The organism is Paenibacillus sp. J31R109 (assembly GCF_059692055.1).
The window spans coordinates 209,334-234,450 of sequence record NZ_JCAUAR010000009.1 but is presented as its reverse complement, the minus strand read 5'-3'; the positions used below and the strand labels follow the sequence as shown (position 1 = coordinate 234,450).

The window sequence follows — 25,117 nt, the reverse complement described above, 5'->3', positions numbered from 1 at the left end:
TATTTTCACACTTGTTCACTTTCATCTATAAAGATAGCCTGGAGGGGAAAATCCCATGACATTATCTCCACTTTACGAACCGCAGAGCGGTGTGTTAACCGTACAATACGAGCCGAATGAGAAGACGGTGTTGCTGGAAAACCCGCCGCGCTTCACATGGATCCCAGCACAATTGGAGCATGATCGTTATGTGCTGCAGATTGCGCAATCGGAGGATTTCTCGCCGACATCAACACAAACCATTCAACCAATTCCCTATAATTTATATACACCAGATGCCGCGCTTGAGGCTGGCACGTATTACTGGCGCTACGCGTTACTCGAAGACAATGGAGAGCAAACCGCATGGAGCTGTACTCGCCGCTTTGATGTGCCGGCAGATTTGCCAGAAACGCCGCTGCCAAGCAGAGCTAAGCGATATGAAGAAGTATCTTCTCAGCATCCAAGATTATGGCTCCAAGCTTCCGAGGTAGACGCCTTTCGCTCCGCATTAGAGACGGATCGATCGTATTGTGATTTTGATATTTTCTTCGAGAAATCCGTTAGGCCTTGGATGGAAAGAGATCTCATCGCAGAACCACTTCATTACCCAGGAAATAAACGCGTCGCCAAATTATGGCGTCAAATGTACATGGATACGCAAGAAGTGCTTTATGCAGTGCGTCATTTAGCAGTAGCCGGTCAGCTTTTGAACGACACATCCTTATTGAATCGCGCCAAAACTTGGCTGCTCCACATCTGTCAGTGGGACATTAAAGGCACAACAAGCCGCGATTATAACGATGAGGCTTCCTTCCGTATGGCTGGAGCTATCGCATGGGGTTATGATTGGCTTTACGACCAGCTGTCCGAAGATGAACGTAAGCATATTCGACACGTTCTTCTCGAACGTACACGTCAAATCGCTCAGCATGTCATCGAGCATTCCAAAATCCATCATGTGCCTTATGACAGTCACGCTGTGCGTTCCTTGTCCAGTGTACTTGTCCCTTGCTGTATCGTACTCTTGCAGGAAGAGCCGGAGGTTCAGGAGTGGCTGGACTACACCCTTGAGTACTACGCAGGTCTATACTCCCCTTGGGGAGGACCGGACGGTGGCTGGGCGGAAGGTCCGATGTATTGGACGACAGGCATGGCCTTCGTCACAGAAGCGATGAATCTATTGAAGAAATATACGGGCATTAATTTCTACAAACGACCATTTTTCGCTAAAACAGGTGATTTCCCGCTATATGCGTTTAGTCCAGACACGTTGCGGGCAAGTTTCGGTGATCAATCCACGTTGGGGGATCCTGTCAGTTTGAAAACAGGCTTCAACATCCGTCAATTTGCGGGCGTAACAGGAAACGGTTTGTACCAATGGTATTTCGAGCGTGTTCGCGAGACCGATACAGATTCGGAGATGAAGTTCTACAACTACGGTTGGTGGGATTTCCGCTTCGATGAAATGGTGTACCGCCACGATTACCCGCAAGTTGAGGCAATTGCACCTACAGATGCGAATATTCAATCCGTAAAATGGTTCCGCGATATCGATTGGGTTGCCTTCCATTCCAATATGGCAGACCCAGAACGGCACATTATGCTTCTTACGAAGAGCAGCAAGTATGGTTCTGTCAGCCATAGTCATGGTGACCAGAACGGCTTCTTGCTGCATGCTTATGGTGAGCCGTTAGCCATTGAGAGCGGCTACTACGTAGCTTTTAGCTCCACGATGCATATGAACTGGCGCAGGCAGACACGTTCGACCAATAACATTTTGATTGACGGTCTAGGCCAATATGCGGAGAAGAACAAAGTGCTGAATATGGCGGCTAATGGATTCATTGAGGTTGCCGAACAACGGAAAGGGTACGGTTATTCTCGTGCGAACGCAACCGCGGCATACCAAGAATATGTGCCATACCTGGAACGATATGTGCGTGAGCTTTATTTCTTCGGTACGTACGTTGTGGTTGTAGACCATATTGATCTCGCACAAGCGGGCACCGTTGACTGGCTGTTCCAAACGTTGTATGAGATGAAGCTCAATGGACAAACGTTCAAGGTCCAAGGCCGCAAAGCGGATATGGACGGTCGTTTTGTCTACAGCTCATCAGGCGAGTTAGAGTTGTCACAGCATCAAAGCTTCACTGACATCGATCAATCCGAGATTGAAGGGTTACCGCCGCATTATCATTTAAAAGCAACTACGAAGTCAGCCCGAACCCACCGTATCGCGACGCTTCTTGTGCCAATCAAGCATGGCGAACCGAAATACGTGTCGTACTTTATGGATGATCAAGGCTTTGACGTTCATATTTATTTCACGGAAGATGGAATTACGAACCGCGTAGAAGTACCAAAGGCCTATTAACATAAGCATTCCGACCAAGCGATTCCAAGTCAGCGCGAGCCGACAAGGGATCGCTTTTTGTGTCATTTTTACCTGTCAGATGGATCGCAGGATGGATTAGCTCATAAAAAAAAGGCCCAATGGGAAAGTTATTGGAGTAGATAAATCTATAGAAATCAAACATGATACCTAAAGTTCACGCATTGTAAGGGGTGCCAATAAAACGGCATAATAGGAGCATAAAGACATTCACTCAAACGAGGGGGATTTACATTGGTGAAAAAGTATAAGTCACTACAAGTCATTGCGGCAAGCGCACTAGCCATTAGTTTAACAGCGTGTGGTTCAGGTGGAGATAGCAAGAGCACTGCATCACCAGCAGCAGGAGCTTCAGCGACGCCAGCAACGGGCAAGAACATTACTATCACGTTCCAAAACATATATCCGGATCCTACGGATCCGAAAAATGGTATGTTGAAGAAAATCGTAGCCGACTACCAAGCTAAAAATCCAAATATTAAGATCGAGCTTGATTCCTTGAACACGGATCAACAAAAACTTAAATTGAAAACTCAAGCAGCATCCAAAGAAGTTCCTGATATCACTGTCGTGAACCCAGCTGCTCAAATGCAACCTTTCGTTGATGCGGGCCTATTCGCTCCATTGAATGACATGGTTGAACAAAACGGACTAAAAGCAACCTTCCAAGAAGGTATCCTTAACTGGTACAGCTTCAAAAACAATATCTACGCATTGCCAGACGGTAACAACATCGGTGTTGTTTACTACAACAAAGATTTGTTCAAACAAGCAGGTATCGCTGACGTTCCAAAAACATTCGAAGAAATGGTTGCGGACGTGAAAATCTTGAAATCCAAAGGCATTCAGCCAATGGCGATCGGTGAAAAAGATTCCTGGACGGGTTCCTTCTTGTTCATGAACGTCTTGCTTCGCACCAACGGTGGTCCTGGATTCTTACAAGCTGTTGTTGATGGTAAGAAAACATTTAATGACCCAGCATTTACAGACGCTGTTAGCTCTTTCCAAGATTTGATCCAAGCTGGTGCATTCCAAGAGGGTGCAACATCCTTCGACTACAACGCTGGTGAAAACTTGTTCAAAACAGGTAAAGCTGCGATGTACTACATGGGTAGCTGGGCAACTGGCGGTATCGAAACTTCTTCCGTTAACGGTAAAGTTGGCGTATTCCAATTCCCTACAGTTAAAGGTAAAGGTAACCCAGATGAGTTCATGTTAGCTCCAGGTTCCGCATTTGCAGTATCTGCAAACAGCAAGAACTTGAAAGAAACAAAAGATTTCTTGAACTATTTCATGTTGAACTTCCCTAAAGAAGCTTTTGCAGTTAAAGGTGCTGTAGGTCTTGCACAAAAAGTTGACGGCGACTTCAAAGCAGCTGGTTACTCCGACATGGCAATGGACGTTCTTGGACTGTTCAAAAAAGTTAAAGGCGGCGACCTAGCGTTCGATAACACAATGAACCCAGGTACAGCTCAAGGTCACTTATCCAGCATTCAAAACCTTTTCGTACAAAAAGTAGATGCTGCAGCGGTAGCGAAAGAGCACCAAACAGCTTACGACACAAACAAAAAATAAGTTCGATCCAATACTAAAGTAATAGCCCAAAAGGGAATTTATCTCGAGTGCCTCCAAGGTGCTCAAGGTAAATTCCCCATGGGTATATCCCCATGAAGGAGGCGAGCCAAGTGAATGTGTTAAGAGTCTCCAAGTGGACGATTGCCATGTTTGTACTGCCCTGTTTGTTGATTTATGTAGGTCTTGTGTTTGTACCTATCCTTGTGTCTATGTACAGTGGATTACTGGAGTGGAATGGGATTGGCGCATCGAAATTCATCGGTTTAGAGAATTTCCGTACGATGTTGTTCCATGATCCTTTATTTTGGCCATCTGTCAAACGCACATTGATGTTTGCTGTATTTTCCATGTGTGAAATCCCAATTGCATTGGGTGTAGCTATTCTGCTAAATCGTTTTATCAAAAAACCGAATTTCCTTGTTTCTGCTTACTTTTTACCTGTTATTTTGTCAGTTGTTATTGTTGGACAATTATGGAAAACTATTTACAATCCGGCGTCTATGGGCGGTATGCTCAATCAAGTTCTAGATTTACTTAACCTACATAGCTGGTCTAGATCGTGGTTAACAGATCCGAAAATCGCTATGTACTCTCTCTATTTTGTTGCCCTATGGCAGTACTTGGGTTATCACACATTAATTCAATTTACCGGTATTCAGAACATTCCGGCTGATATTTATGAGGCTGCGCGTCTCGATGGAGCAGAAGGCCTTAAAGCCGACTGGTATATCACTTTCCCTATGAATATTCCGATTTTCAAAATATCGATTGTCCTTGCTTTTATCGGGTCCCTACAAGCGTTTGACATGATTATGGTCATGACAGGCGGCGGCCCAGCTCATGCAACAGATGTCATTTCTACCTTGATGTACAATAATTCCTTCTTATCCTTGAAATATGGTTACGGAAGTGCAATTGCAGCTTTCTTGGTTGTTTTATGTCTTGTTGCAACAGTTATTATTAACTCCATCTTTAATAAACTAGAGAAAAAATATACCTGAGGAAGGGAAGTGTCACCATGCTAAACGCCAGGGATGCAGCTGCGGCTAAACCTGCCATTATTCGGAGACGCAAAAGCTTCTCTATCCTGAAAGTGATTGTTATCATATTCCTATCCTTACTTGTGGTGACACAAGTATATCCATTGCTTTGGCTGTTCATCTATTCACTCAAGACGAATGAGGAAATCTTATCTGGTCGGTTTTTCGCACTGCCGCATGTGCTGCAATGGAGTAACTTCTCGAATGCAGTTAAAGCGGGGCATTACTTCCAGTACTTGAAGAACAGCCTTTTCGTTACTTTAATTACAATGGTCAGTGTTTTGTTCTTGAGTTCCTTAACGGCTTTTGCTATTACACGATTTAAATGGAAATATGGTCCACTCGTCATGGTCATTTTCCTTATCGGGATGATGGTTCCGATGCAAGCGACATTGCTGCCGCTGATGCTCATTTTCAAAAATCTAAGCATCCTGAACACACATCTGTCCATCATATTGCCGTACATTGCTTTCCAAACGCCAGTTGCGGTCTTTATCCTCAGCGGCTTTATGAGATCTATCCCGGCAGAGATTGAAGAGTCAGCTGTTGTGGATGGCGCAGGGATTTTCAAAATATTCACGGGGGTCATTCTTCCGATTTCGGTTCCCCCAATGATGACGGTGTGTATTCTAACCTTTATCAACATCTGGAACGAATACATCCTCGCAGCAACGTTTATCTCGTCCGAGCGCCTTAAGACACTTCCTTTCGGGGTTAACAGCTTTGTGAGTCAGTATTCCGTTAACTATGGTGCCATTGGCGCATTCCTCGTATTAGGTGCGTTGCCGGTTATTATCGTGTACTTCTTATTAGCGGACAAAATTACAAAAGGTATGGTAGCGGGAGCGGTGAAGGGTTAACTTCACCCCTCTCTTTTTCTATTTGTGCCGAGACTATGCTAAAATAGCAAATACCGCCTGTCGAAAGGGGACCACGCAAGCGTGAAACGGGGCCATAATTCCATTCATAATCGGTTATTCTTGCTATTTATTTCTTCCATGCTCGTGCTCGTGCTGCTTGTTAGTGTGCTGTACTATCAGAAGACAACGCAAATTATACATAGCAAGATCAATGATTTGGCGCAGAAAAATATTTCACAAACAGTAGGTTTATTTGATTTGCTCTTACAGGGCTATGATAGCATTACAAAATCATTGAATAGCAACTATGAAATGCTTCGCTTAATCCAAGATCGTGATATCAATCCTGATGTGACAGCTAGCATCCTGAATGAGCGTACCATCACCAATATTTTGGGAGCGATTTACTATTCGCGTGACGATATCATCGGCATTCATGTTATTACGAATGCAGGTAAAAACTATAACTACGAACGGGGCTTTAATACCGTCATCGATATGAATTATTCGAGCACGGACTGGTACCAGAAGTTGCAAGAATCGACAGGGGAGATGGTCTGGTTAGGGCTTGTTCAGGGCTCAGTGATCAACAAATTTCAACGTGATCCGCTCTTCGTATTTGGCAGGAAGCTCTACGACCTCACTGATCATCGGGTTATTGGCGTTATGTTGATCGAGACCAATCCGCAGCCAATCCTTGCCGCGCTCTCCAACGTGACAATAAGTCCTAATTCTCGCGTCTACATCGTAGATCAAGAGAATCGTATGATCGCTACGACAGCCGAGGATAAAGCGCTGTATCCATCGTTTAGTGGGCTGCCACGCCCGCAGCAAAACGACATTATTATCGATGATCGCACAGATCAGCTAATTGTAGCGGCGAAAGCCAAAATGTCAGATTGGACCGTATTTGGGTTAACGCCAAAAGAAGACATCAATGCAGAAGTCGTCAAAACGAGGGAATACTTATACGTCGTCATCGTTGTCCTTATCATCCTTTCTACGGCCTTAGCGAGCCTGATTTCGCAGAATATCGCGTCCCCACTAAAGCTGTTGATCCGTGAGATGAAGCAAGTGGAGATGGGGAATTTTAAGGGTTCTGTGACGGTCAAATCGTTTGAAGAAATTAATTCCCTGGTATCATCCTTCAATCGCATGGTAAATCGGATGGATGAACTCATTGAACGGATTACACTTGCTTCCATGAGTGAAAAAAATGCTGAACTACAGGCATTGCAGTCCCAAGTAAACCCTCATTTCCTCTACAACACCTTGGATATGATCTATTGGATGCTCGACGAGCGCGAGAATGATCGCTTAGGCAGAGTCATTCTGGCATTGTCTCATATGTTCCGGTACAGCAGTGATTGGCAGGAAGCGTCCAAAACAACGCTGCAGCAAGAGCTGGATCAAATGCGTCATTATATGACGATCATTGAGAACCGCTTGGAGGGCAGGGTGAGTACGGAGATTGACATTGACTCTGAATGGCTGGATGTCGTGCTGCCTAAGATGACGCTGCAGCCTATCATCGAGAATGCGGTCAAGTATGGGCTTGAACCATTGCGAGAGCTCGGTGTGCTTCGGGTATACGCGAAGGTGCATGAGCAAGAATTGCATATTATTATCTCTGATAATGGCGTGGGGATCGAAGCGGATCTCCTTCACCAAATGCAGGAGCGGCTAGAAGAAGATTCACGAATTATTGGGGATTCGTATGCGTATCGAGCGGAGGAAAGAGTTGGTGAAACGAAGCTTGATTTGGGGAGCAAGATGACGCGAAGAGGTATTGGTCTGACCAATGTGCATCGACGTATTGTGCTACTCTTCGGAGAAGCCTATGGACTCCGGATACAAAGTAAACTAGAGGTAGGGACAACGGTTATCATTGCGATGCCTCTGCCTCGTAAGGGGGTATAACAGACCATGGATATTCTAATCGTGGATGACGAAACCATTATTCTGCAGGGCATTCAACGCACCATACAGAATCGTTTCCCAGAGCACAGCGTTCATCTGGCATCGAATGCGGAGCAAGCGATCAATATTCTTCGCAGTCATACCATTCATATCGTACTTACGGACATTTTGATGCCAGGGATGACAGGTCTAGAGTTAATGAATATGTCCCGCAGTCGCCATCCACATGTGAAGTGGGTGGTGATTTCCGCCTATTCGGAGTTTTCCTATGCCCAAGAAGCTGTACGACTAGGTGCGAAAGATTATTTGCTGAAACCGATCGGCAAAGAAGTACTGATTGAAATGATAAGGAAGCTGAGCGAGGAAATCGCCCATGAAACTGAACTGATCGAGGAAGCGGAGCTGCTTAAGACGAATCGCAAGTTTTTGCAGGAAGCTGTTTTTCAGCGTTGGGTGCAAGGTTTAGATACGGGGCGTATCGACATGGGACCCTTTGTGGAGCAGCATCCTTATTTTTATCTTATTATGGTCAAAATGGAAACCGATAAGGCCGTTTTTTTAGAGAATTTCATTATCGAAAACGTCCTATTGGAGCTGATTGAACGCTACGGTAAAGGTTTCGTAACGGTTCATGATAGTAAAAGCCTACTAGGGCTCGTCACTCCGCCTGAAGGAACGAGTACGGCACAGCTTATTGAGGAGCTGCGCAGTCATCTCATTAAATATTTAAAAGTACCCTTCCAGATCATGAGCACGGAACGAATTGAGCATTTCCAAGCGGTACCTGCGGAGGTCCAACAGATGCGTCAGGCATCCACGACACAGGTCTATGAGCATCATGCAAGCGGCAGTGATCGTTCCGTTGAAGTGGCTATTCAATACATGCGCACGCACTATCAAGAGGACCTTTCCCTAGAGAAAGTGGCATCCATTGTGTATTTGAACCCAGTATACTTTAGTCAGCTGTTTAAGCAAAAAACGGGCCAGGGATTTAAAGAATTCGTGATTAACCTGCGTTTGGAGCAAGCGAAGCAGCTGTTGATGAATCCGAAGTTGAAGTTGGCTGACGTCGCTGAGCGTGTGGGTTACCAAGATATGAGGCATTTCTCCCAGGTGTTTAAGAAGAGATATGGCGTGACCCCGTCGGAGTTTCGGCAGGAACATACTGGTGATAAAGCGGATTCATTGGTGTCAAGAGATTGAGTCTTAGTAAATTCTCATGGAATTCTCAGAATAGTACCTACAATGAGGCGTGACGTGACTTTCCTCCTTTTCTGTTAAATATTAGGGTGTTTGGTATGTGCTATGGTAGTAGCAGGTCCAACAAACTCGTATTTATTACCAAAGGAGGAAATCAATCATGATTTTTGTGAAAAAGAACCGCCTTCAACAATCTGTCTTAGGTCTAAGTCTTTCTTTGCTAGTCGCAGGAACTGCGTTGTTAAGCCCTCAGGCGGCTTCTGCAGCCACGTCGACCACGAATGGGGTAGTAGCTACTGCGACAGCAACGGCAACGAGCACGTCCCGTGCAGATAGCATTGTACGTACAGCGAAGTCGTACATCGGAGATGTGACTTACCGATATGGTACTAGAAATACTAGCCGTCTAATCTTAGACTGTTCTGCGTATACGCAACTTGTTTTTAGCAAGCATGGCATCAAGCTTCCATGGGGCTCTGTGGCGCAAGCGAAGCTGGGAACCAAGGTCTCGAAGAAGACAAGCTTAAGCAAAGGCGACCTTGTGATGTTCAGTGTATCGACGCCAGGGAAGATTAATCATGTAGGTATCTACATCGGTAATGGGCAATTTATCTCTAATACAACAAGCTCAGGTGTCGTTATTCGTTCCATGACTTCTGGTTACTGGAAAGATCGTTTTATTATGGGGCGTCATTTTAAATAAATCTCAGACATATTGACCACAACTCCCTCCTAATGGTATATAGTAGAAAACTATTATTAGGTTAAGGGAGCTGCTATACTATGACATTAAAGCTAGCCTTCGAGGCTGTTAAGAAGTTTCATGAGACGTTTGAGCATCCGGTGGGCGCATCACCGCAGCGCCTGTCCGCTCAGCGTAAAGCCGCGCGTTTGGCGTGGATGCAGGAAGAACTGAATGAATTTGAAGAAGCAGCTACATTAGAAGACGAAGTCGATGCGATGATCGACGAATTGTATTTCGTTTTAGGCACATTGGTGGAAATGGGTGTTGAGCCCGGACCGATCTTTGATATCGTCCAGCATGCGAACATGTCCAAGGTATGGCCCGATGGCAAAGTTCACAAGAATGAAATGGGCAAAACCATCAAGCCGCCAGCATGGGAAGACCCATTCGACAAAATTAGAACTGAAATTCATAGACAAAAAAATAAAGAAAGTTGAGGTGAGGCGATCGTGGCCTTCCATATTCGGCTCAAAGAGTTGCGGCAACAGCAAAATCTCACTTTACGCAAGCTTGGAGAGAAAGCAGGAATCAGCTATTCTATTCTGAATTCAATCGAAAATGGTCGAATCGTACCGTCGAAAGATGTCGCATTAGCACTAGCTGTGGCGCTTAAAATTGAAGATAGAGAAGCCTTTGTAGCTTTAGCAATAAATCCCTCTCAGGTATAATTGCAATAGCTAATATTGTGTGGTACAGTATTAATAGTCTTAAAGGGAAAACCTGAATTGCGTATTGCAAAGGGTTATCATTTAAGTAAATGAAACCTTTTCCAATGTGTAATTTTTTTGTTCGAAACAAGAAAAAAGACATGTTAATAAAACTTTGGAGGTATTACCCATGGCAGTAGGAACAGTTAAATGGTTTAACGCAGAAAAAGGATTTGGATTTATCGAAGTTGAAGGTGGAAACGATGTATTCGTACATTTCTCCGCAATCACTGGCGAAGGTTTCAAATCTTTGGACGAAGGCCAACGCGTTGAGTTCAACGTAGTTCAAGGCAACCGCGGACCACAAGCTGAGAACGTTGTAAAACTGTAAGCTTCAGCTTGCAAATATAGCATTCTCTAGAAAGACCCTTAACTTTAGTTAAGGGTCTTTCTTTGCCTATTTTTAAGCATCGCGCTATGAGTAGAGGACTGCAAAAATACATCTTTTTTAGGTGGAATAGGTCGTTTATCGAAGAATTGCTGCGAAAATACATCTTTTCTTCTCGATATTCCATAAAAAGGATGAGTAAGGTGGAGAAAGATGCATATTTGCATCTTTCCTAGTAGATGGCGATGTATATAGTAAAAAAAGATGCGTAATCGCATCTTTTTTTAATTCTGACTTTGCGGCACGGGTTGCGGCTAGCGCAGGTTCGCCCTCTTCAACAACCGCTGAATCGAGCGGTTGGCCTCGGGTAGGACGATGTCTTTATCAACCGTCCGCATGATGCGGTTTTCCATGACGATGCGACCATTAATTATGGTCGTTTCGACATCAGCACGCGTCGCCGAATAGACGATGCGCGAGATCGGATCCACGTCGTAGGACGGATACGTGTGGAAGTTGTTGAGATCGAGGATCGCCAAGTCGGCTTTCTTGCCGACTTCGAGCGAACCGATCTCATCAGCCATGCCCACGGCGCGAGCGCCGCCGATGGTCGCCATGCGGAACACCGTTTGCGCATTCATTGCCGTCGGGCCGTGCACGGGCTTCTGGATGAGCGCAGCGAGCCGCATCTCGTTGAACATATCGAGATTGTTGTTGCACGGCGCTCCATCAGCTCCTAAGCTGACAGAGATGTCCAGCTTGAGCATCTCAGGCGTCTCGGCGATCCCTGAAGCCAGCTTCAGGTTGGAGCCGGGACAATGGCTGACATGCACGCCACGCTCGTGAATGATGCGCTTTTCTTGCTCGTCTAGCCAGATGCAATGCGCTAAGATCAATCGTTCATTCGCTAAACCGAGATGATCGAGGTAGACAACGTTGCGCATGCCCGTTTCGGCTTGCACAATCTCGATTTCACCCAGATTTTCAGAAGCGTGCGTATGCACCTTCACCTGGTACTGTTCTGACAAGCTGCGCACCTCGCGCAGGAGCTCTTCCGTACACGAAATGACAAAACGCGGCGAGAACGCGTACTGGATGCGACCGTCGTCGTGACCATGCCATTTTTCCAGCAAATCAACACTCTGTTGAATGGAATCTGTGGTATTTTCCTGCAAGGCGAAAGGAACTTCATCCCCTTTGTCCATCATCACCTTGCCAGACAATGCGCGAATCCCGCTCTCTGCAATCGCTTGGAAAGCGTAATCGGTGTGATGCACAGTCTCCATATCTACGATCGTTGTTGTCCCGCTTTGAATCAATTCACCGATACCGAGCATCGCCGAATAGTAAATCGACTCCTCGTCATGCGAGGCTTCCAGGGGCCAAATCCGCCTTTTCAGCCAATCCATCAGCTCAAGATCGTCCCCTTTTCCACGAAACAATGTCTGGCAGAGATGAATATGTGTTTGAATAAAGCCCGGAATAACCGTGCGATTCTTAGCGTTAATGATTTTGTCTGCGTGTGGTGGGTTCAAGTCTGGTCCAATTGCGGTAATGCGGTCATTTTCGATCAACAGATCACCGGTTATAATATCCCCGTTGCGGTTCATGGTCACAATTTGTGCATCTTTAATTAAAATAGTTGTCATCGTATGAAACCTCCTACTCCCTAATATATGAATATATAGGCACAAAAAAACTAGCCATGAAAAATATGCCTGGCTCACAGTGCACATTTTTCGTAGCTAGAAATTTACGGTTTCTAAGTAGAGACCCTTAATCCAATTATTAAGGTTATACGAAAGGAGTCATATGCAATTAGGTCGTGCCTGCTTCTTTTAGAGTAAATGGCAAAGCGGTATTTGTCAACTGTGTGTAAGTTAATATGACATGCCCTCCCTCTTTTTTGAAAAAACAGCTTTCAATTGTGCGAATTGTGTGGCTAGATAAGAAAATTAATCTACTCCGGGTGATTCCACGTGTAGCTACCTATCCAATATGGTGTTGTGTAATCCCCTCATACATCTAATGGATGGTCATCCCCGCTGTGGCATGCTGCTAATTGTCCCAATGGTTCAACCAGCGGCCAGGATTATCCGCGATAAAAGCAACCTTGTAAATCTCACCTGCGGCAACGTTCAATGTATCCCACCCACCCGGGACTTCCGGTTGCAAGCTGGCCGTTGTAACTAAGCGCCAACATAGGGTGTCCGTGCAGATTTGAAACCTCTCACCCTCGCGGAACGTATCGCTGAAGTTACCTCACCCTCTCTGCCATCTGGGCTCATTAGCAAGGCGGCTTAGTTGTCGTTCGTCTTCTCGGTCTTTAGTCCTAAAAGCACAGTTCCTTCAGGTATTGTGAAAATCACATCATAACGCCCTCCTGCTGCGAGGAGAAGATCTTTACTTACTAGGTCTGCAGGTCCATGAATGCTCGTGCCATCTAGGCCGATGCAGCGTTACGACATCTGTAACATCCGGATTCATCAGCGTGACTTCGAACGAGGCACGCCAGCGTCGGCACTGCGGGGACGCCGAACAAGACTAGCTCCAGCGCCAGTTTCATCTGCATCGCTTGCCATTCTGATGACTGCTTTGATTAAGGCAAGAACCTCATCTAGCAGGATGAGGATAAGTAGACCTAAAGGCCTGTGACGCAGCTGTTTATATCCTAAGCTATGGATCCAATCGACTGCTCCAATATGTGGGGATAGACACTAAAAAAAGAGGGCCAAAGGAACTAAATCCCGTGGCCCCGAATAGATCTTATCTCATGTGTGTAGTTCCCCCATGCTCAGGTTATTCTGGATGATTCTGAGTGCCGCTTCCGACGGAAAATGGCGTCGTAATCCCTTCATACATCAAATGCATCGACATCCCATCAGCAGCATGCGTAAGATTGTGGCAATGATCCATCCATAAACCGGGATTATTTGCGATAAACGCGATTTCATACGTCTCGCCTGGCTGTAAATCAAGTGTATCTGACCACCACGGACTGCCTGTGGAAGGTTTACCATTGCGAGAAAGTACAAGAACATGATGGCCATGCAAATGCATCGGATGCTCAACATTTCCGCGATTGATGATCGTTGTTTTGACCAAATCCCCTTCTTTCACCATGAACATCGGGGCATCGGGGAACACTTTTCCGTTCAACGTATAGAGGAAATTAAAAGTACCATTAAAGAAGCCGAGTTTATTATCTAAAATGAGTGTAAAATCTCTCGCAAATTGACTATCAGCGTTAAAAGGCGTTTCCTTAGGCGAACCATAGATTAGTGGATCAAATCTCACCGTTTGCGGGAGGACAGGAAGTTCCCCTTGGCCATCGGGAGAAAGCAGAATGCCGCCGTTTTTACTTCCTTGCACATCTAAATAAACCGGATGATCCGGCATGATGAAGGTAAGATCATAGCGACCACCCGTAGGGACCATGACATTCGTATTCGTTAAAAGATCTGGCTTATTTAAGTCCGTTCCATCAATCGCAGCCACCTGAAAAGGCGTTCCAACTAATGTATAGACCTGATCTACCCAGTCATCCGTGTTAATGAGACGCATGCGCACAGGTGTCCCTGGTGATACGGACTGACGGTCAAGTTGATCGTTGGCACCGATCGCGATCGCGCCTTTCCAACGATGAGTCAGCACGGTAATATCTTTTAGCGGCTGTGTAGAAGTAACTGTTGTGGAGCTCACTTGTGCTGCTTCCTTCGGTTCCACGATTAACGCTCCGAAAAGTCCTTTGCTGACCGCCTCTTGGGAATCTTGATGGGAATGGTACCAGAAACTGCCTACTTGCTCAGCGCGGAAGCGATAAGTGTAAGTCTCACCAGGCATTACCGCATTTTGCGTAGCACCAGCAACACCATCTTCTGCGTTGGGTACATCTAGTCCATGCCAATGAGCCGTAACGCCAACGTCAATATCCTTGTTCGTTAATGTGACCTCGATGAGCTCGCCTTCCTTCATACGAAGCTCAGGCCCTGGGATTTGCCCGTTGTAAGTCCAAGCATCGACGGTTTTGCCGGAGCTGAGAGTTGTTGTCGTTTTTTGTGCTGTGAGTGTAAAACGGCGATCTGGCGTCCCCTCTTTAGGACCTGTCAGGTCGGTAACAGACACCATGCCTGCCATTGCAGTCATATCATGATGGGCGTGCTCTCCAGCTGCTCCACCGCCGTAATCATGCGTTCCGCTGGCCATGTCAATCTCGGCTGGGAGTACACTTTTATTCATAGCAAAAGTAAACAAATAAAAGCCAATTCCTGCGATCACGATGAGCACGCCCGTCATGGTGCCTATGCGTCTCCAAACGCGCGGTGCTTGATAGTTGTCAGCTTTACGTACTTGCTTGGACCGAAGGTCATGCCGCAACCACAGTCCAGCTGCAAGGATAACAAGGATAGCGAGAGGAATGGCGGTCCCTACCCAATGGAATGGAACCGACGGTACCAAAGAGAAATACAGAGAAGTTACAGCGCTAAGCGCGGTTAATTGATAAGGAAAAATGATGCCAAGACTAGCAGCTCTATGAAACATCGCAGGTTCGATTGCGGTTCCACTCTCTGCCAAGCTTTGCTTGGTAAGTGAACGAAGCTTCAACAGCTTAGGAACGGCCACGAACCATATGCTCAGGAGAGGAACAACGACTAATGGAGCCTGCAAGAAGATGCGGTCTTTCCAAAAAATCGGGTCCATATTCATCTGCAACCAGCCGATGGCAGCTGAGATTGCTCCTGCGGGAAGGATGGGAAACCATGCCCAGAATAGCAGTTTGCGTGTTTTGCGTTGCAGCCTCTCTAAGCTGCCGCTGTACAATAATCGGGATGCTTTGACGGCTCCGATCCACGTGAAAATGACGAATAAAACACTTGCTGCTAATATCGTTTGAATACTTGCGTTATACATGCTCAAAACCCTCCTAAACTCTATACAACAAGTATAGTTCGCCTCCTTCCTGCCTCAAACCGTCTGGAGACCAAGAGGTATCCTAGACTAAAGTTGGGGAGCACATTTTAGATTTTATACTTGTAAAGTTTGGAAATAGTTTGCGTTTTCATAAGTGGTGTGTTATGATAAATTCAATCGACAAATAGAACCTGAATTCACATATTGTAAAGGGTTTTCATTTTTGTTAGTGAACCTTATACAATGTGTGAATTTTTTCTCTTTGAAGAATAAAAAACATGTTAATAATTTTTGGAGGTATTTCACAATGGCTACTGGTACAGTAAAATGGTTTAACGCAGAAAAAGGTTTCGGTTTCATCGAAGTTGAAGGCGGCAACGATGTATTCGTTCACTTCTCCGCAATCCAAGGTGAAGGTTTCAAAACTTTGGACGAAGGTCAATCCGTTGAATTCAGCGTAGTTCAAGGTAACCGCGGACCACAAGCAGAAAACGTTGTAAAACTGTAATATAATTAAAAAGACTGCCTTTACTTAAGTAATGGCAGTCTTTTTCAATTTAAAGCTAGCTGATGCTTAGTACTCTAAGGAGGTTTATCCATGTATTCCAGAAAAAAGTCGCTTGAAGAGATGCCTCTAGAAAATGTGACGGTATGGTCTTGTGAAAATGAAGGCTGTAAAGGCTGGATGCGAGATAATTTTGCATTCGATCACGTGCCGACATGCCATTTGTGTCAGTCCACAATGATTCGAAGTGTCAAGTTACTTCCATTAGTTAATAACACGAATAGTGATCAGAAAACGCTCAAAAAGGGCGTACAAATATAGCGTCGTAAAACCCGGAGGCATAGCTGTCTTCGGGTTTTTTGTGTTACCATGAGAAGAGTGAAATCAGAAGACGCAGGCGTTGCGCAGCTGGACAACCCATCGTCACTCAAGGAGGTAGAAACATCTGTGAGACCGAGAAAAAGGCGTCAGTGGCCACTGCTGGTCGGCGCTTGCATCCTTGCGGCATGTGCGGTAATTCTTATCGGGAAAAATCCTTTTGGCTCATCGGTTACACTGAAAACGAAGGTACCTGACACGATAGCAGCAACCCCCGTGCCAACGCCAACACCGCGTGAAGCTTTGGAGTTCCGGATGCTTGATCTCGAACGCGGCTGGGTGAAGTATGCGGACGGGATGGCTCAAACGTCGGATGGCGGCGCGCATTGGCAGGAAGCACTGGCGACGGAAGCACCATCCGTGGATGGCGGGGCAGATGCGATGGGAATTGACGCCATTGCCAAACTGTTAAGTTTGGAAGCTGAAGGGACACCTGCCGTGCCGGGAGCAGCAACCGTTCCAAAGCGTGTAGATATCATTACGCTGAACGGGACAGTTTTTGATGTGAAGCAGTCACAGTTCGTGACGCCGAAGGTTGGGTGGGCTCTTTTGCCCAGCACAACGAATAGTAAAAGCCCGCTCGTGCTCACCGTGGATGGCGGACAGACGTGGATAGACGGCATGACGGAAGACGCGAAGGCGATTATGTTGGGTGAGAAAACGCATCTGGCCAAGCTCAAAGCGGAGGCTTCTTTATATATAGATGAGGCAAGTGCTAAAGCGGCTATTGGTTCTAGCTGGAAGCTCATCCCGGAGCAAGCTTCGCCGGGTGATATCGTGCTTGTGCGTCATAAGGAGCCAGGCAGCATTAGTTGGCAGGGAAAGACGTATACGCTTCAGCCTTATGAGGCGGGGTACTTCACTTATCTGCCAATCCCGATGAGTGTCAAAGTAGGCACATATCCGATTGGTGATCAGACGCTGACCATCAAGGCGAAGAAGTTCGAGACACAGTATTTGAAGGTTACGGAGCAAATGGAAAGCATGAAACAAGATACGGCGCGCATCAATGCCGATCAGAAAAAGATTGATCTGGCGCGCAGCAAGTCGGAGCCTACCTTTTTGTTCCGCGGACCATTCGTGAAACCGATCGAGGGGATTTTGACCACGCCGTATGGGTACACCCGTTATGTGAACGGGAAATACGACAGCGCGCATATGGCCCTTGATCTGGCCGCCAAAGAAGGCACACCGATCAAGGCAACGAACGATGGGGTCGTCGCGCTAGCCGAACCCCTGTATTTGACCGGTAATTCCATCTATCTCGACCATGGGATGGGGCTGTTCTCGCAGTACGCGCATCTCTCTGAGCTGCGTGTGAAAACGGGCGACCGCGTCAAGCAGGGTGACATTATTGGGCTTGTCGGCACGACGGGGTTCTCTACAGGGCCGCATCTGCATTTTACATTTTGGGCGCATAATATTCAGGCTAATCCGGACTTATTTTTTAATACGACTCCGTTTCAGTGGGTGAAATGATCAGGGAAGCGATAAGTAGTATTTCACCGATACACATGGTATAATTAGGAACAAATGTTCTAATAATGGAGACGTGGCATGCTACCTCTTGTTCAGATATCGGTTCGTTCGCTTGTGGAATATGTGTTTAGCAGTGGTAGTATTGATACGGAATTTCGGTCGAGTAAGGCACTGAGAGATGGCACGAAGGCGCATCAGAGGCTGCAAAAGCAATACGGAGAATCAGATGAACATGAAGTATATGTTTCTGCGGAGATCGCGTATGAGGGGCTTTTATTTAAAATAGATGGACGCTGCGATGGGCTGCTTGTCCAGCCAGATAGCCATCGGCTAACCGTAGATGAGATTAAATCAACGTCTTCGGATATTGCTCTTATCGAGGAGAATTCCTATCCTGTGCACTGGGCACAGGCGATGTGCTATGCGTACATGGTGGCCCATGATCGTGGGCTGAACCATATGGGTGTGCGGCTTACTTATACGCAAGTCGATACGGAGGAGACTCGGCATTTTGTGAGGGAGGCTACTTACGAAGAGCTGGAGCAGTTTGTGAATGAGGTTATACAAGCTTACTATCCGTATGCGCAAGTGAAGTTTGACCATGAGCAGCGTAGAAATCAGAGCATCAAGGAGCTGTCCTTCCCTTTTCCGCAGTACCGAGAAGGGCAGCGTAAACTGGTTGGGGCCGTGTACAAAACCATCCAGGATGAGCATAAGTTGTTTGCTAAGGCACCAACAGGGATTGGAAAGACGATGTCGACGCTGTTTCCGTCAGTGAAAGCGATGGGGGAAGGGCTGCTTCAGCGTTTTTTCTATTTGACGGCGAAGACGATAACGCGTACGGCAGCTGAGGAGGCTTTTTACCTTTTACAGGACAAAGGGTTGCACCTGCATGTGGTTACGCTAACGGCGAAGGAAAAAGTGTGTTTGAAGGACGAGGTCCGGTGCACGCCAGCGCATTGTGAGTTCGCGGATGGCTATTATGATCGGGTGAATGGGGCGGTGCTGGATCTGCTCAAGCAAGAAACTGTGATGACACGTACTGTCATTGAGGCTTATGCGCAGAAGCATCGGGTGTGCCCGTTTGAGTTTTCGTTGGACGTGGCCTATGCGGCGGATGCGGTGATTTGTGATTATAACTATATTTTCGACCCACGTGTGAATTTGAAAAGGCTGTTTGAGGAGCAAAAGCGCAAAACAGCCTTGCTGATTGATGAGGCGCATAATCTAGTGGATCGAGCACGGGAAATGTATGCAAGTGAGCTTCATAAATCCGTTTTCCTTACGTTGCAACGGGAGTTCAAGGGTGTTCGTAAAGAGGTTCATGACGCGGCGAAGGCGATTAACACATATTTTATTGCGCTCCGCAAGCAGATGGGGGATCGCGAGATGATGGTGGAGTCGGCGATGCCGGAATCATTATTGGTGCATGTGGAGGCATTTATATCGGAGGCTGAAAAGGAGTTAGCAAGATCAGCTGGTGGTAACACTGTGAATGCGGTACTCTTGGATGCGTATTTCGGTGCACAAAATTTCGTGCGCATTTCCAAGCTATACGACGAGCGATATGTCACGCTAGCTGTCAATGATCGGAACGAGGTCAGCGTGAAGCTCGTTTGTCTAGATCCCTCCCATCTACTACGGCAGATGGGGAAGGGGTATCGGGCGCACGTGTTTTTCTCGGCTACGCTATCCCCTTTGTCCTATTTCATGGACACGTTAGGGGCGGGAGAAGACGACTACTCGGTGACGGTGCCGTCCCCTTTTGCTAAGGAGCAGCTGGAGGTTTTCGTGCAGCCGCTTTCGACCCGTTACCAGGACCGGGAACATAGTCGTACGCAGATTGCGCGTTCCATCTATGAGCTGGTCACGGGACGAGCGGGTAATTATTTCGTGTTTTTCCCATCGTATGCGTATATGAGCAGTGTGTACGAGGCTTTCACGGATCTTGTAGGCGAAGAGGCGGAGGAGTCTGAGCTCAACGTAATCGTTCAGCAGGCCAAAATGACAGAGGAGGAGCGGGAGCACTTTCTAGCGGCGTTTCAGGCGGGAGCGGAGATGACGTTAGTGGGTTTTGCAGTGATGGGCGGCATCTTCTCCGAGGGCATTGACCTCGTTGGCGATCGCTTAACGGGCGTCGTCGTTGTGGGCGTTGGTTTGCCGCAGTTAGGACCAGAACGCAACCTGATCAAGGAGTATATGGAGGGTACAGGCAAAAACGGCTACGACTACGCCTATGTCTACCCCGGCATGAACAAAGTGCAGCAGGCTGGTGGACGGTTAATCCGATCCGAAAAGGATCACGGTGTGCTGCTGCTGATCGACGATCGCTACCTGCAGCCGCGTTATCAGCGTCTGCTGCCAGAAGAGTGGCGTGACCACAAAGTGCTGCCTGTGCAGCGATAGGGAATCAAAGAAAGCCGCACCCCCAAGGTTGACCTTGGAGTGCGGCTTCTTCATGCTCGCTATGCTTATAGCGACATTTGATAAATCTTCACGACATCGGCGCGAGTCAGCTTCTGGAAGTTACCGAAATCGCCGTAAATCATGGCTTTATCGGCCATAAGCTCAATCGTGGAGTCATCGATGTTGTAGTCAGCCAGTCGGCTAGGTGCGCCGATGCTGGTGAAGAACGCACGCAATGCCGCGATGCCTTCCTCGGCAACTTGCTTGTCGGATTTGCCAGCGGCATCAATGCCGAAGACGCGCTGCGCGAACTGTTTGTAGCGTCCCACGTTGGACTCGAGGGTGTGGGTCATCCAGTTCGGGAACAGGATGGCCAGACCGCCGCCGTGCGGAATATCATGGACAGCGGAAACCGCATGCTCCAGATTGTGTGTCGCCCAATCCCCGCGAATCCCCATGCTTAGAGTTCCGTTCAACGCCATCGTACCGCTGTACAGAATGGTTGCACGGTGTTCTAGATTGTGCAGATCCTGCAACAAGAGTGGGGCTGCATCGATAACTGTGCGCAGAATCGTTTCGCTGAACCCATCTTGTATAGGGGAGTTCGTGCCATGATGGAAGTATTGCTCAAAGACGTGAGACATAATATCGACCATGCCGTAAACGGTTTGGTTTTCAGGCAAGGATGTCGTATGAGCAGGGTCAAGGATTGAGAATTTCGGGAATGAAAATGGACTTCCCCAGCCAAGTTTATCTTGAGTTTCCCAATTGGTAATAACAGAACCAGAGTTCATTTCAGAGCCAGTCGCCGCAATGGTCAGCACGGTTGCTAACGGAAGCGCGCCTGTGGCTGCTGCTTTGCGGGTTGCGATATCCCAGAAGTCGCCATCGAACTTGGCGCCAACTGCGATCGCTTTGGCACAGTCAATCACGCTGCCGCCGCCTACTGCAAGGATGAGGTCGATGTTGTTACTACGGCACAGGGCTACGCCGCGGTGAACAGTCGTTAAACGCGGGTTCGGCTCAACGCCGCTAAGTTCTACGATGGTTGCATCGAGATCTTGCAAGAGGGTAACAACTTTGTCATAGAGACCATTGGCTTTGATGCTGCCTCCACCATAGACAAGCAAAATATTTTTCCCATACTTCGGTACTTCGGTCGTTAGTTTGTCTAACTGTCCTTGACCGAAATGTAGGGTAGTTGGATTATGGAATGTGAAATTATTCATGATCATACCTCCTCGAACATAACTAGGGAATGGATTCCCCTCTTACTATTGTATAGTAACCATGGGACAAATACAAAACTAGCGAACGGTGCGATCTCACGGAGGTGTAACGTTGTTGTAACCAAGCCTCACGCCTCCGTGATCCCGTAAACCCTTCCTATAAACTGCCCTTAAGTAGCCTAAAATACGCCTACCAAGGCAATTCTTCCCCTGTATCGGCAGCTAAATAAAGTGGTTGTTCACGAATTTGATCACGATAAAGCCTAATCGTATGTCTGATATTGGCTGCTGCGACTTCAGGAGTAAATGTTCCTGCATCACTCCATGTCCCGTTCATCGCACTTTTTACCCAACCAGGATGTATCAACAGAACGCGCCCACCTTGTTTGCGAATCGTAGTATGTATAATGGTTGATCCCATATTTAATGCCGTTTTCGCCATGCTGTAACCGAACCAGGACTCGCGATGGCTTTGCCGAATACTACCTGCTTCGGATGATATGTTCACGATGAGCTGGCCACCTTGCAGGATCGGTTCAATTAAGGAGTTCGTTAAGCGAATAGCACCGATGGCCGTGATATTATAGACTCGCTGAATCTCATCAAAATCAATAACATCCGTAATCGTTTGCTTCATATCCCCCAGAATGGCTGCATTATTAATGAGCAGTTCAAGTTTGTCGGTCTTGCTTGCGATGAACGCAGCGAACGCCTTTACACTCTCGTCACTGCCCACATCCAGAAAGGAAGTATGTAGGTGATTTGGAAATTGGGTGCTAAGCTGAGCTAATGCTTCATTCTCTGTGGTAATACCACCGGCAAAAACGGTATACCCGTCCAAGAGGTAATCCTTAACGAGTGCCAAACCGATGCCTCTATCTGTGCCGGAAATACATACGGATCGCTGAACTGTCATCTGGGCTCTCTCCTCTACAGAAAAGAGAGGCAAATATGCCCCTCCTGTTCTAAACTTATTTACCGTTCTTAGCGTATTGCGCACTGAATTCTTCGATGACTTTGTCGCCGCCTGCTTTTCTCCATTGGTCAATCGCTTGCTTCCAACCGGCTTCATCCAGCTTGCCTAGGATAAATTTCGTGCGAGCATCGTCAATGATCGGCTTCAATTCCGTGCCTTTCGTTGTTTGCGTTTCGGACACGAGCGGGTTTGTTGGATTGTTAACTGCAATCGTTTCGTTTTCTTTGATCATTTTGCCGTACTTCTCCATCAGAGGTGTTTCTTTACCTGTTGTTTTGGCTGTATATTTGGCAATCTGTAATTGCAAGTAGCTGGATCCTACTTCGGTGTCTTGCAGCTTTTGATCAATAAATACCGGTTTGCTGTCTTCGGTTTTATAATGTTTGCCCTCAATTCCCCAGCCTAGCAAATCCAGCATTTTCTGATCGGAAAGCTTGTCATAGAACCCAAGAATTTGTTTCAATTCAGCCTCTGTTTTCACACTTGATTTCGGGAACATGAACACGCTGTTATAGCCTACGCCGCCAGGCAGTCTTTCGCCCTTAGGACCTTGAATTCGGCTTACAACGTCGACATCGGAGCCTGGGAAGGATTTAGCGAGCGTTGCCTGATAAGCGGCGCCGTCAATTAAATTGGAGATAACGGCTCCAGCCTTGCCTTGGTTGATATCATCCTTCTTCTGTTGGTTGTTCAGCACAGGGAAGTCTTGTTTAATCAACTTTTCATCGTACAACTTTTTATAAAATTTCATCGCTTCAAAATACTCCGGCGCTAAGAAATCAGGGCTTAATTTGCCGTCTTTCACTTCCCAGCTGTTCGGTGCGCCCATGATCGAAGCTATGACACCAAATCCGTCCATCGTTTTCTCTTCGGTCAAGCCAACGGTATCTGCTTTGCCATTTTTATCGGGATCGTTTAATGTGAACGCTTTAAATACATTGTACAAATCATCTATGGTTTTTGGTGCACTAAGCCCAACATTTTTTAACCAGTCGCTGCGGAAAATAACGCCGTACGTCGCCAAATCGCGTGCCCGATACAAGCCGTATATTTTGCCGTCCACTTTAATGTTGTCGAAGACAGAGGGGTTCATTTTCGCTAGATTCGGATAGTCCTTCAAATAAGGACCGACTTCCCAGAATACACCTGCACGTACAGCACTCAAAATATTGGAATCCTTATTGTTCTGTACAAGCAGTGCCTTTGGCAGCTCACCGGAAGCAATCGTAACATTCACCTTTTCCTTGTAGGAGGAGTTGGGGACCCAGGAGATGTCTAGCTTAGTATTCGTGTAGGCTTCGATCTGCTTCTGAACTTCACTGTCCGCTTTCGGCGGCTCGGCATACATGAGGGTCATGACACTCAGTTTCAGCGGCTCTTTGGTGGCAGGTGAACTTGCTGCGCTTGTACTGGTGCCTCCTGTTGCAGGACTTGCATCGTTTCCACAACCCGTAAGCAGTGCAGCAGCGCCTACCATCATCCCCATCGTTGCAATTCCGGCTTTTCTCATTCCTGCATGTGTTCTCATCGTGGTATTGCCTCCCCATATTCTTATTGTATATGAATGCATCCCAATCACAATAGCTTTTGGGAGCCTTTTCAACCTTTCACAGAACCGAGCATGACACCTTTGGCAAAATGCTTTTGCAAAAATGGATACACAATTAAAATAGGCACCGTGGAAATGACAATGACCGCCATTTTAATGATTTGGGACGGAGGTGCGATGTAGTTTTGATCAAACTGTGTCGAGTCACCAATTCCGCCTTGTGAAAGGATGACGATTTGTCTTAGCCAGACCTGGATGGGCCACATTTTAGAATCGTTGATGTACATAATGGCGTTGAAAAAAGTGTTCCAGTGTCCAACGGAATAGAATAAGGCAAAGGTAGCCAGTACCGGTGCTGATAAGGGTAAAACGATGCGGAAGAGCAGTCCGACGTCACTGCAGCCGTCAATCTTCGCCGCTTCCTCTAGTCCTTCGGGCAGTTGTCTAAAAAAGCTAACGACGACGATCAAATTGAATGCGCTAATTGCATTCGGGATGAGCAGGGACCAGTAGCTGTTGAGCATCCCAAGCGATTTAACAACTAGAAATGTAGGTAGAATACCGCCGTGGAACAACATCGTGAATACAATCATCATCATGAAGAGTTTTCTGCCAGCGAAATCCTGTCTAGATAGTGGATAGGCAAGAAGCGTAGTGAACAACAGATTGATGAACGTCCCGACAACCGTAATCCCGATGGTCACGAATAAGCTGTTGACGATAATGTGTGTGGAGAAAATATAGCGATACCCTTCCAAGGAGAACGAGGTTGGGAATAGAATGAAGCCACGTTTGAGCACCTCGGCCGGCTCTGCGAACGAGACGGACACAATGTAGATGAACGGAAGTAAGGTAATTAAGGCGAATACGGTTAAAAAAGTATAATTGAAGCCGTCAAAGATGCGGCTGCCTAAGCTCTTATTTTCCATTTTGCA

General features: G+C 46.8%; 21 protein-coding genes and 1 riboswitch. Of the genes, 14 read left to right on the top strand and 7 right to left on the bottom strand.

The window, feature by feature from the left end; all coding sequences use genetic code 11:
* Positions 1-55: 55 nt before the first annotated feature.
* From AC58QT_RS22405 to AC58QT_RS22360, 10 genes are all read left to right on the top strand, one after another.
* Positions 56-2,356: a DUF4962 domain-containing protein gene (locus tag AC58QT_RS22405; RefSeq protein ID WP_497410981.1), complete on the top strand. Its 2,301-nt coding sequence runs from the start codon at positions 56-58 to the stop codon at positions 2,354-2,356.
* A 252-nt stretch (positions 2,357-2,608) separates the two neighbouring features.
* Positions 2,609-3,949, top strand: coding sequence for an extracellular solute-binding protein (locus tag AC58QT_RS22400; protein WP_397341012.1), 1,341 nt, complete (start codon positions 2,609-2,611; stop codon positions 3,947-3,949).
* A 110-nt stretch (positions 3,950-4,059) separates the two neighbouring features.
* Positions 4,060-4,950 (top strand): carbohydrate ABC transporter permease, encoded by an 891-nt coding sequence (locus tag AC58QT_RS22395; protein WP_310500016.1) that lies wholly within the window; start codon positions 4,060-4,062, stop codon positions 4,948-4,950.
* 17 nt (positions 4,951-4,967) lie between these two features.
* A complete protein-coding gene (locus tag AC58QT_RS22390) occupies positions 4,968-5,849 on the top strand; it encodes a carbohydrate ABC transporter permease (protein WP_310500017.1) in 882 nt (293 codons plus the stop codon).
* 81 nt (positions 5,850-5,930) lie between these two features.
* Positions 5,931-7,769: a sensor histidine kinase gene (locus tag AC58QT_RS22385; RefSeq protein WP_497410980.1), complete on the top strand. Its 1,839-nt coding sequence runs from the start codon at positions 5,931-5,933 to the stop codon at positions 7,767-7,769.
* Between the two features lie 6 nt (positions 7,770-7,775).
* Positions 7,776-8,972, top strand: coding sequence for a response regulator (locus AC58QT_RS22380; protein ID WP_497410979.1), 1,197 nt, complete (start codon positions 7,776-7,778; stop codon positions 8,970-8,972).
* A 157-nt stretch (positions 8,973-9,129) separates the two neighbouring features.
* Positions 9,130-9,672, top strand: coding sequence for a C40 family peptidase (locus AC58QT_RS22375; RefSeq protein ID WP_497410978.1), 543 nt, complete (start codon positions 9,130-9,132; stop codon positions 9,670-9,672).
* 80 nt (positions 9,673-9,752) lie between these two features.
* Positions 9,753-10,151: a pyrophosphohydrolase domain-containing protein gene (locus tag AC58QT_RS22370; protein ID WP_497410977.1), complete on the top strand. Its 399-nt coding sequence runs from the start codon at positions 9,753-9,755 to the stop codon at positions 10,149-10,151.
* A gap of 12 nt (positions 10,152-10,163) precedes the next feature.
* Positions 10,164-10,382, top strand: coding sequence for a helix-turn-helix domain-containing protein (locus tag AC58QT_RS22365; protein WP_497364851.1), 219 nt, complete (start codon positions 10,164-10,166; stop codon positions 10,380-10,382).
* A gap of 169 nt (positions 10,383-10,551) precedes the next feature.
* The gene (locus AC58QT_RS22360; protein WP_028555213.1) at positions 10,552-10,752 is read left to right on the top strand and encodes a cold-shock protein; all 201 of its coding nucleotides are present in this window, start codon (positions 10,552-10,554) and stop codon (positions 10,750-10,752) included.
* 311 nt (positions 10,753-11,063) lie between these two features.
* Here AC58QT_RS22360 and AC58QT_RS22355 read toward each other — a convergent pair whose 3' ends face one another.
* From AC58QT_RS22355 to AC58QT_RS22345, 3 genes are all read right to left on the bottom strand, one after another.
* A complete protein-coding gene (locus tag AC58QT_RS22355) occupies positions 11,064-12,398 on the bottom strand; it encodes a 5'-deoxyadenosine deaminase (protein WP_497410976.1) in 1,335 nt (444 codons plus the stop codon).
* A 73-nt stretch (positions 12,399-12,471) separates the two neighbouring features.
* A riboswitch (purine riboswitch) is annotated at positions 12,472-12,571 on the bottom strand.
* Between the two features lie 236 nt (positions 12,572-12,807).
* Complete coding sequence (locus AC58QT_RS22350; protein WP_497410975.1) at positions 12,808-12,924, bottom strand: multicopper oxidase domain-containing protein; 117 nt, start codon at positions 12,922-12,924, stop codon at positions 12,808-12,810.
* A 624-nt stretch (positions 12,925-13,548) separates the two neighbouring features.
* Positions 13,549-15,660, bottom strand: a complete 2,112-nt coding sequence (locus AC58QT_RS22345; RefSeq protein ID WP_497410974.1) for a multicopper oxidase family protein — start codon at positions 15,658-15,660, stop codon at positions 13,549-13,551.
* 307 nt (positions 15,661-15,967) lie between these two features.
* Between AC58QT_RS22345 and AC58QT_RS22340 the strand changes: the two genes are divergently transcribed.
* The 4 genes from AC58QT_RS22340 to AC58QT_RS22325 all read left to right on the top strand — a co-directional run bounded on the left by AC58QT_RS22340 (position 15,968) and on the right by AC58QT_RS22325 (position 20,428).
* Positions 15,968-16,168, top strand: a complete 201-nt coding sequence (locus AC58QT_RS22340) for a cold-shock protein (protein ID WP_056622333.1) — start codon at positions 15,968-15,970, stop codon at positions 16,166-16,168.
* A gap of 90 nt (positions 16,169-16,258) precedes the next feature.
* Positions 16,259-16,486, top strand: coding sequence for a cold-shock protein (locus tag AC58QT_RS22335; RefSeq protein ID WP_028555205.1), 228 nt, complete (start codon positions 16,259-16,261; stop codon positions 16,484-16,486).
* Between the two features lie 126 nt (positions 16,487-16,612).
* Positions 16,613-18,022: a M23 family metallopeptidase gene (locus tag AC58QT_RS22330; protein WP_497410973.1), complete on the top strand. Its 1,410-nt coding sequence runs from the start codon at positions 16,613-16,615 to the stop codon at positions 18,020-18,022.
* Positions 18,023-18,100: 78 nt separating this feature from the next.
* Complete coding sequence (locus AC58QT_RS22325; protein ID WP_497410972.1) at positions 18,101-20,428, top strand: ATP-dependent DNA helicase; 2,328 nt, start codon at positions 18,101-18,103, stop codon at positions 20,426-20,428.
* A gap of 65 nt (positions 20,429-20,493) precedes the next feature.
* Here AC58QT_RS22325 and AC58QT_RS22320 read toward each other — a convergent pair whose 3' ends face one another.
* The 4 genes from AC58QT_RS22320 to AC58QT_RS22305 form a co-directional block, all read right to left on the bottom strand.
* Entirely contained in the window at positions 20,494-21,657 is a 1,164-nt protein-coding gene (locus tag AC58QT_RS22320; protein ID WP_497410971.1) for an iron-containing alcohol dehydrogenase, read from the bottom strand.
* Positions 21,658-21,847: 190 nt separating this feature from the next.
* Positions 21,848-22,573, bottom strand: a complete 726-nt coding sequence (locus tag AC58QT_RS22315) for an SDR family NAD(P)-dependent oxidoreductase (protein ID WP_497410970.1) — start codon at positions 22,571-22,573, stop codon at positions 21,848-21,850.
* A gap of 55 nt (positions 22,574-22,628) precedes the next feature.
* Positions 22,629-24,161, bottom strand: a complete 1,533-nt coding sequence (locus AC58QT_RS22310; protein WP_497410969.1) for an extracellular solute-binding protein — start codon at positions 24,159-24,161, stop codon at positions 22,629-22,631.
* A gap of 71 nt (positions 24,162-24,232) precedes the next feature.
* Positions 24,233-25,111: a carbohydrate ABC transporter permease gene (locus tag AC58QT_RS22305; RefSeq protein WP_497410968.1), complete on the bottom strand. Its 879-nt coding sequence runs from the start codon at positions 25,109-25,111 to the stop codon at positions 24,233-24,235.
* Positions 25,112-25,117: the final 6 nt, after the last annotated feature.

Coding starts and splice junctions, on each gene's coding strand:
- AC58QT_RS22405 (WP_497410981.1), top strand. CDS start 56: ATGACATTATCTCCACTTTACGAACCGCAGAGCGGTGTGTTAACCGTA.
- AC58QT_RS22390 (WP_310500017.1), top strand. CDS start 4,968: ATGCTAAACGCCAGGGATGCAGCTGCGGCTAAACCTGCCATTATTCGG.
- AC58QT_RS22380 (WP_497410979.1), top strand. CDS start 7,776: ATGGATATTCTAATCGTGGATGACGAAACCATTATTCTGCAGGGCATT.
- AC58QT_RS22375 (WP_497410978.1), top strand. CDS start 9,130: ATGATTTTTGTGAAAAAGAACCGCCTTCAACAATCTGTCTTAGGTCTA.
- AC58QT_RS22370 (WP_497410977.1), top strand. CDS start 9,753: ATGACATTAAAGCTAGCCTTCGAGGCTGTTAAGAAGTTTCATGAGACG.
- AC58QT_RS22360 (WP_028555213.1), top strand. CDS start 10,552: ATGGCAGTAGGAACAGTTAAATGGTTTAACGCAGAAAAAGGATTTGGA.
- AC58QT_RS22355 (WP_497410976.1), bottom strand. CDS start 12,398: ATGACAACTATTTTAATTAAAGATGCACAAATTGTGACCATGAACCGC.
- AC58QT_RS22345 (WP_497410974.1), bottom strand. CDS start 15,660: ATGTATAACGCAAGTATTCAAACGATATTAGCAGCAAGTGTTTTATTC.
- AC58QT_RS22340 (WP_056622333.1), top strand. CDS start 15,968: ATGGCTACTGGTACAGTAAAATGGTTTAACGCAGAAAAAGGTTTCGGT.
- AC58QT_RS22335 (WP_028555205.1), top strand. CDS start 16,259: ATGTATTCCAGAAAAAAGTCGCTTGAAGAGATGCCTCTAGAAAATGTG.
- AC58QT_RS22325 (WP_497410972.1), top strand. CDS start 18,101: ATGCTACCTCTTGTTCAGATATCGGTTCGTTCGCTTGTGGAATATGTG.
- AC58QT_RS22320 (WP_497410971.1), bottom strand. CDS start 21,657: ATGAATAATTTCACATTCCATAATCCAACTACCCTACATTTCGGTCAA.
- AC58QT_RS22315 (WP_497410970.1), bottom strand. CDS start 22,573: ATGACAGTTCAGCGATCCGTATGTATTTCCGGCACAGATAGAGGCATC.
- AC58QT_RS22310 (WP_497410969.1), bottom strand. CDS start 24,161: ATGAGAACACATGCAGGAATGAGAAAAGCCGGAATTGCAACGATGGGG.
- AC58QT_RS22305 (WP_497410968.1), bottom strand. CDS start 25,111: ATGGAAAATAAGAGCTTAGGCAGCCGCATCTTTGACGGCTTCAATTAT.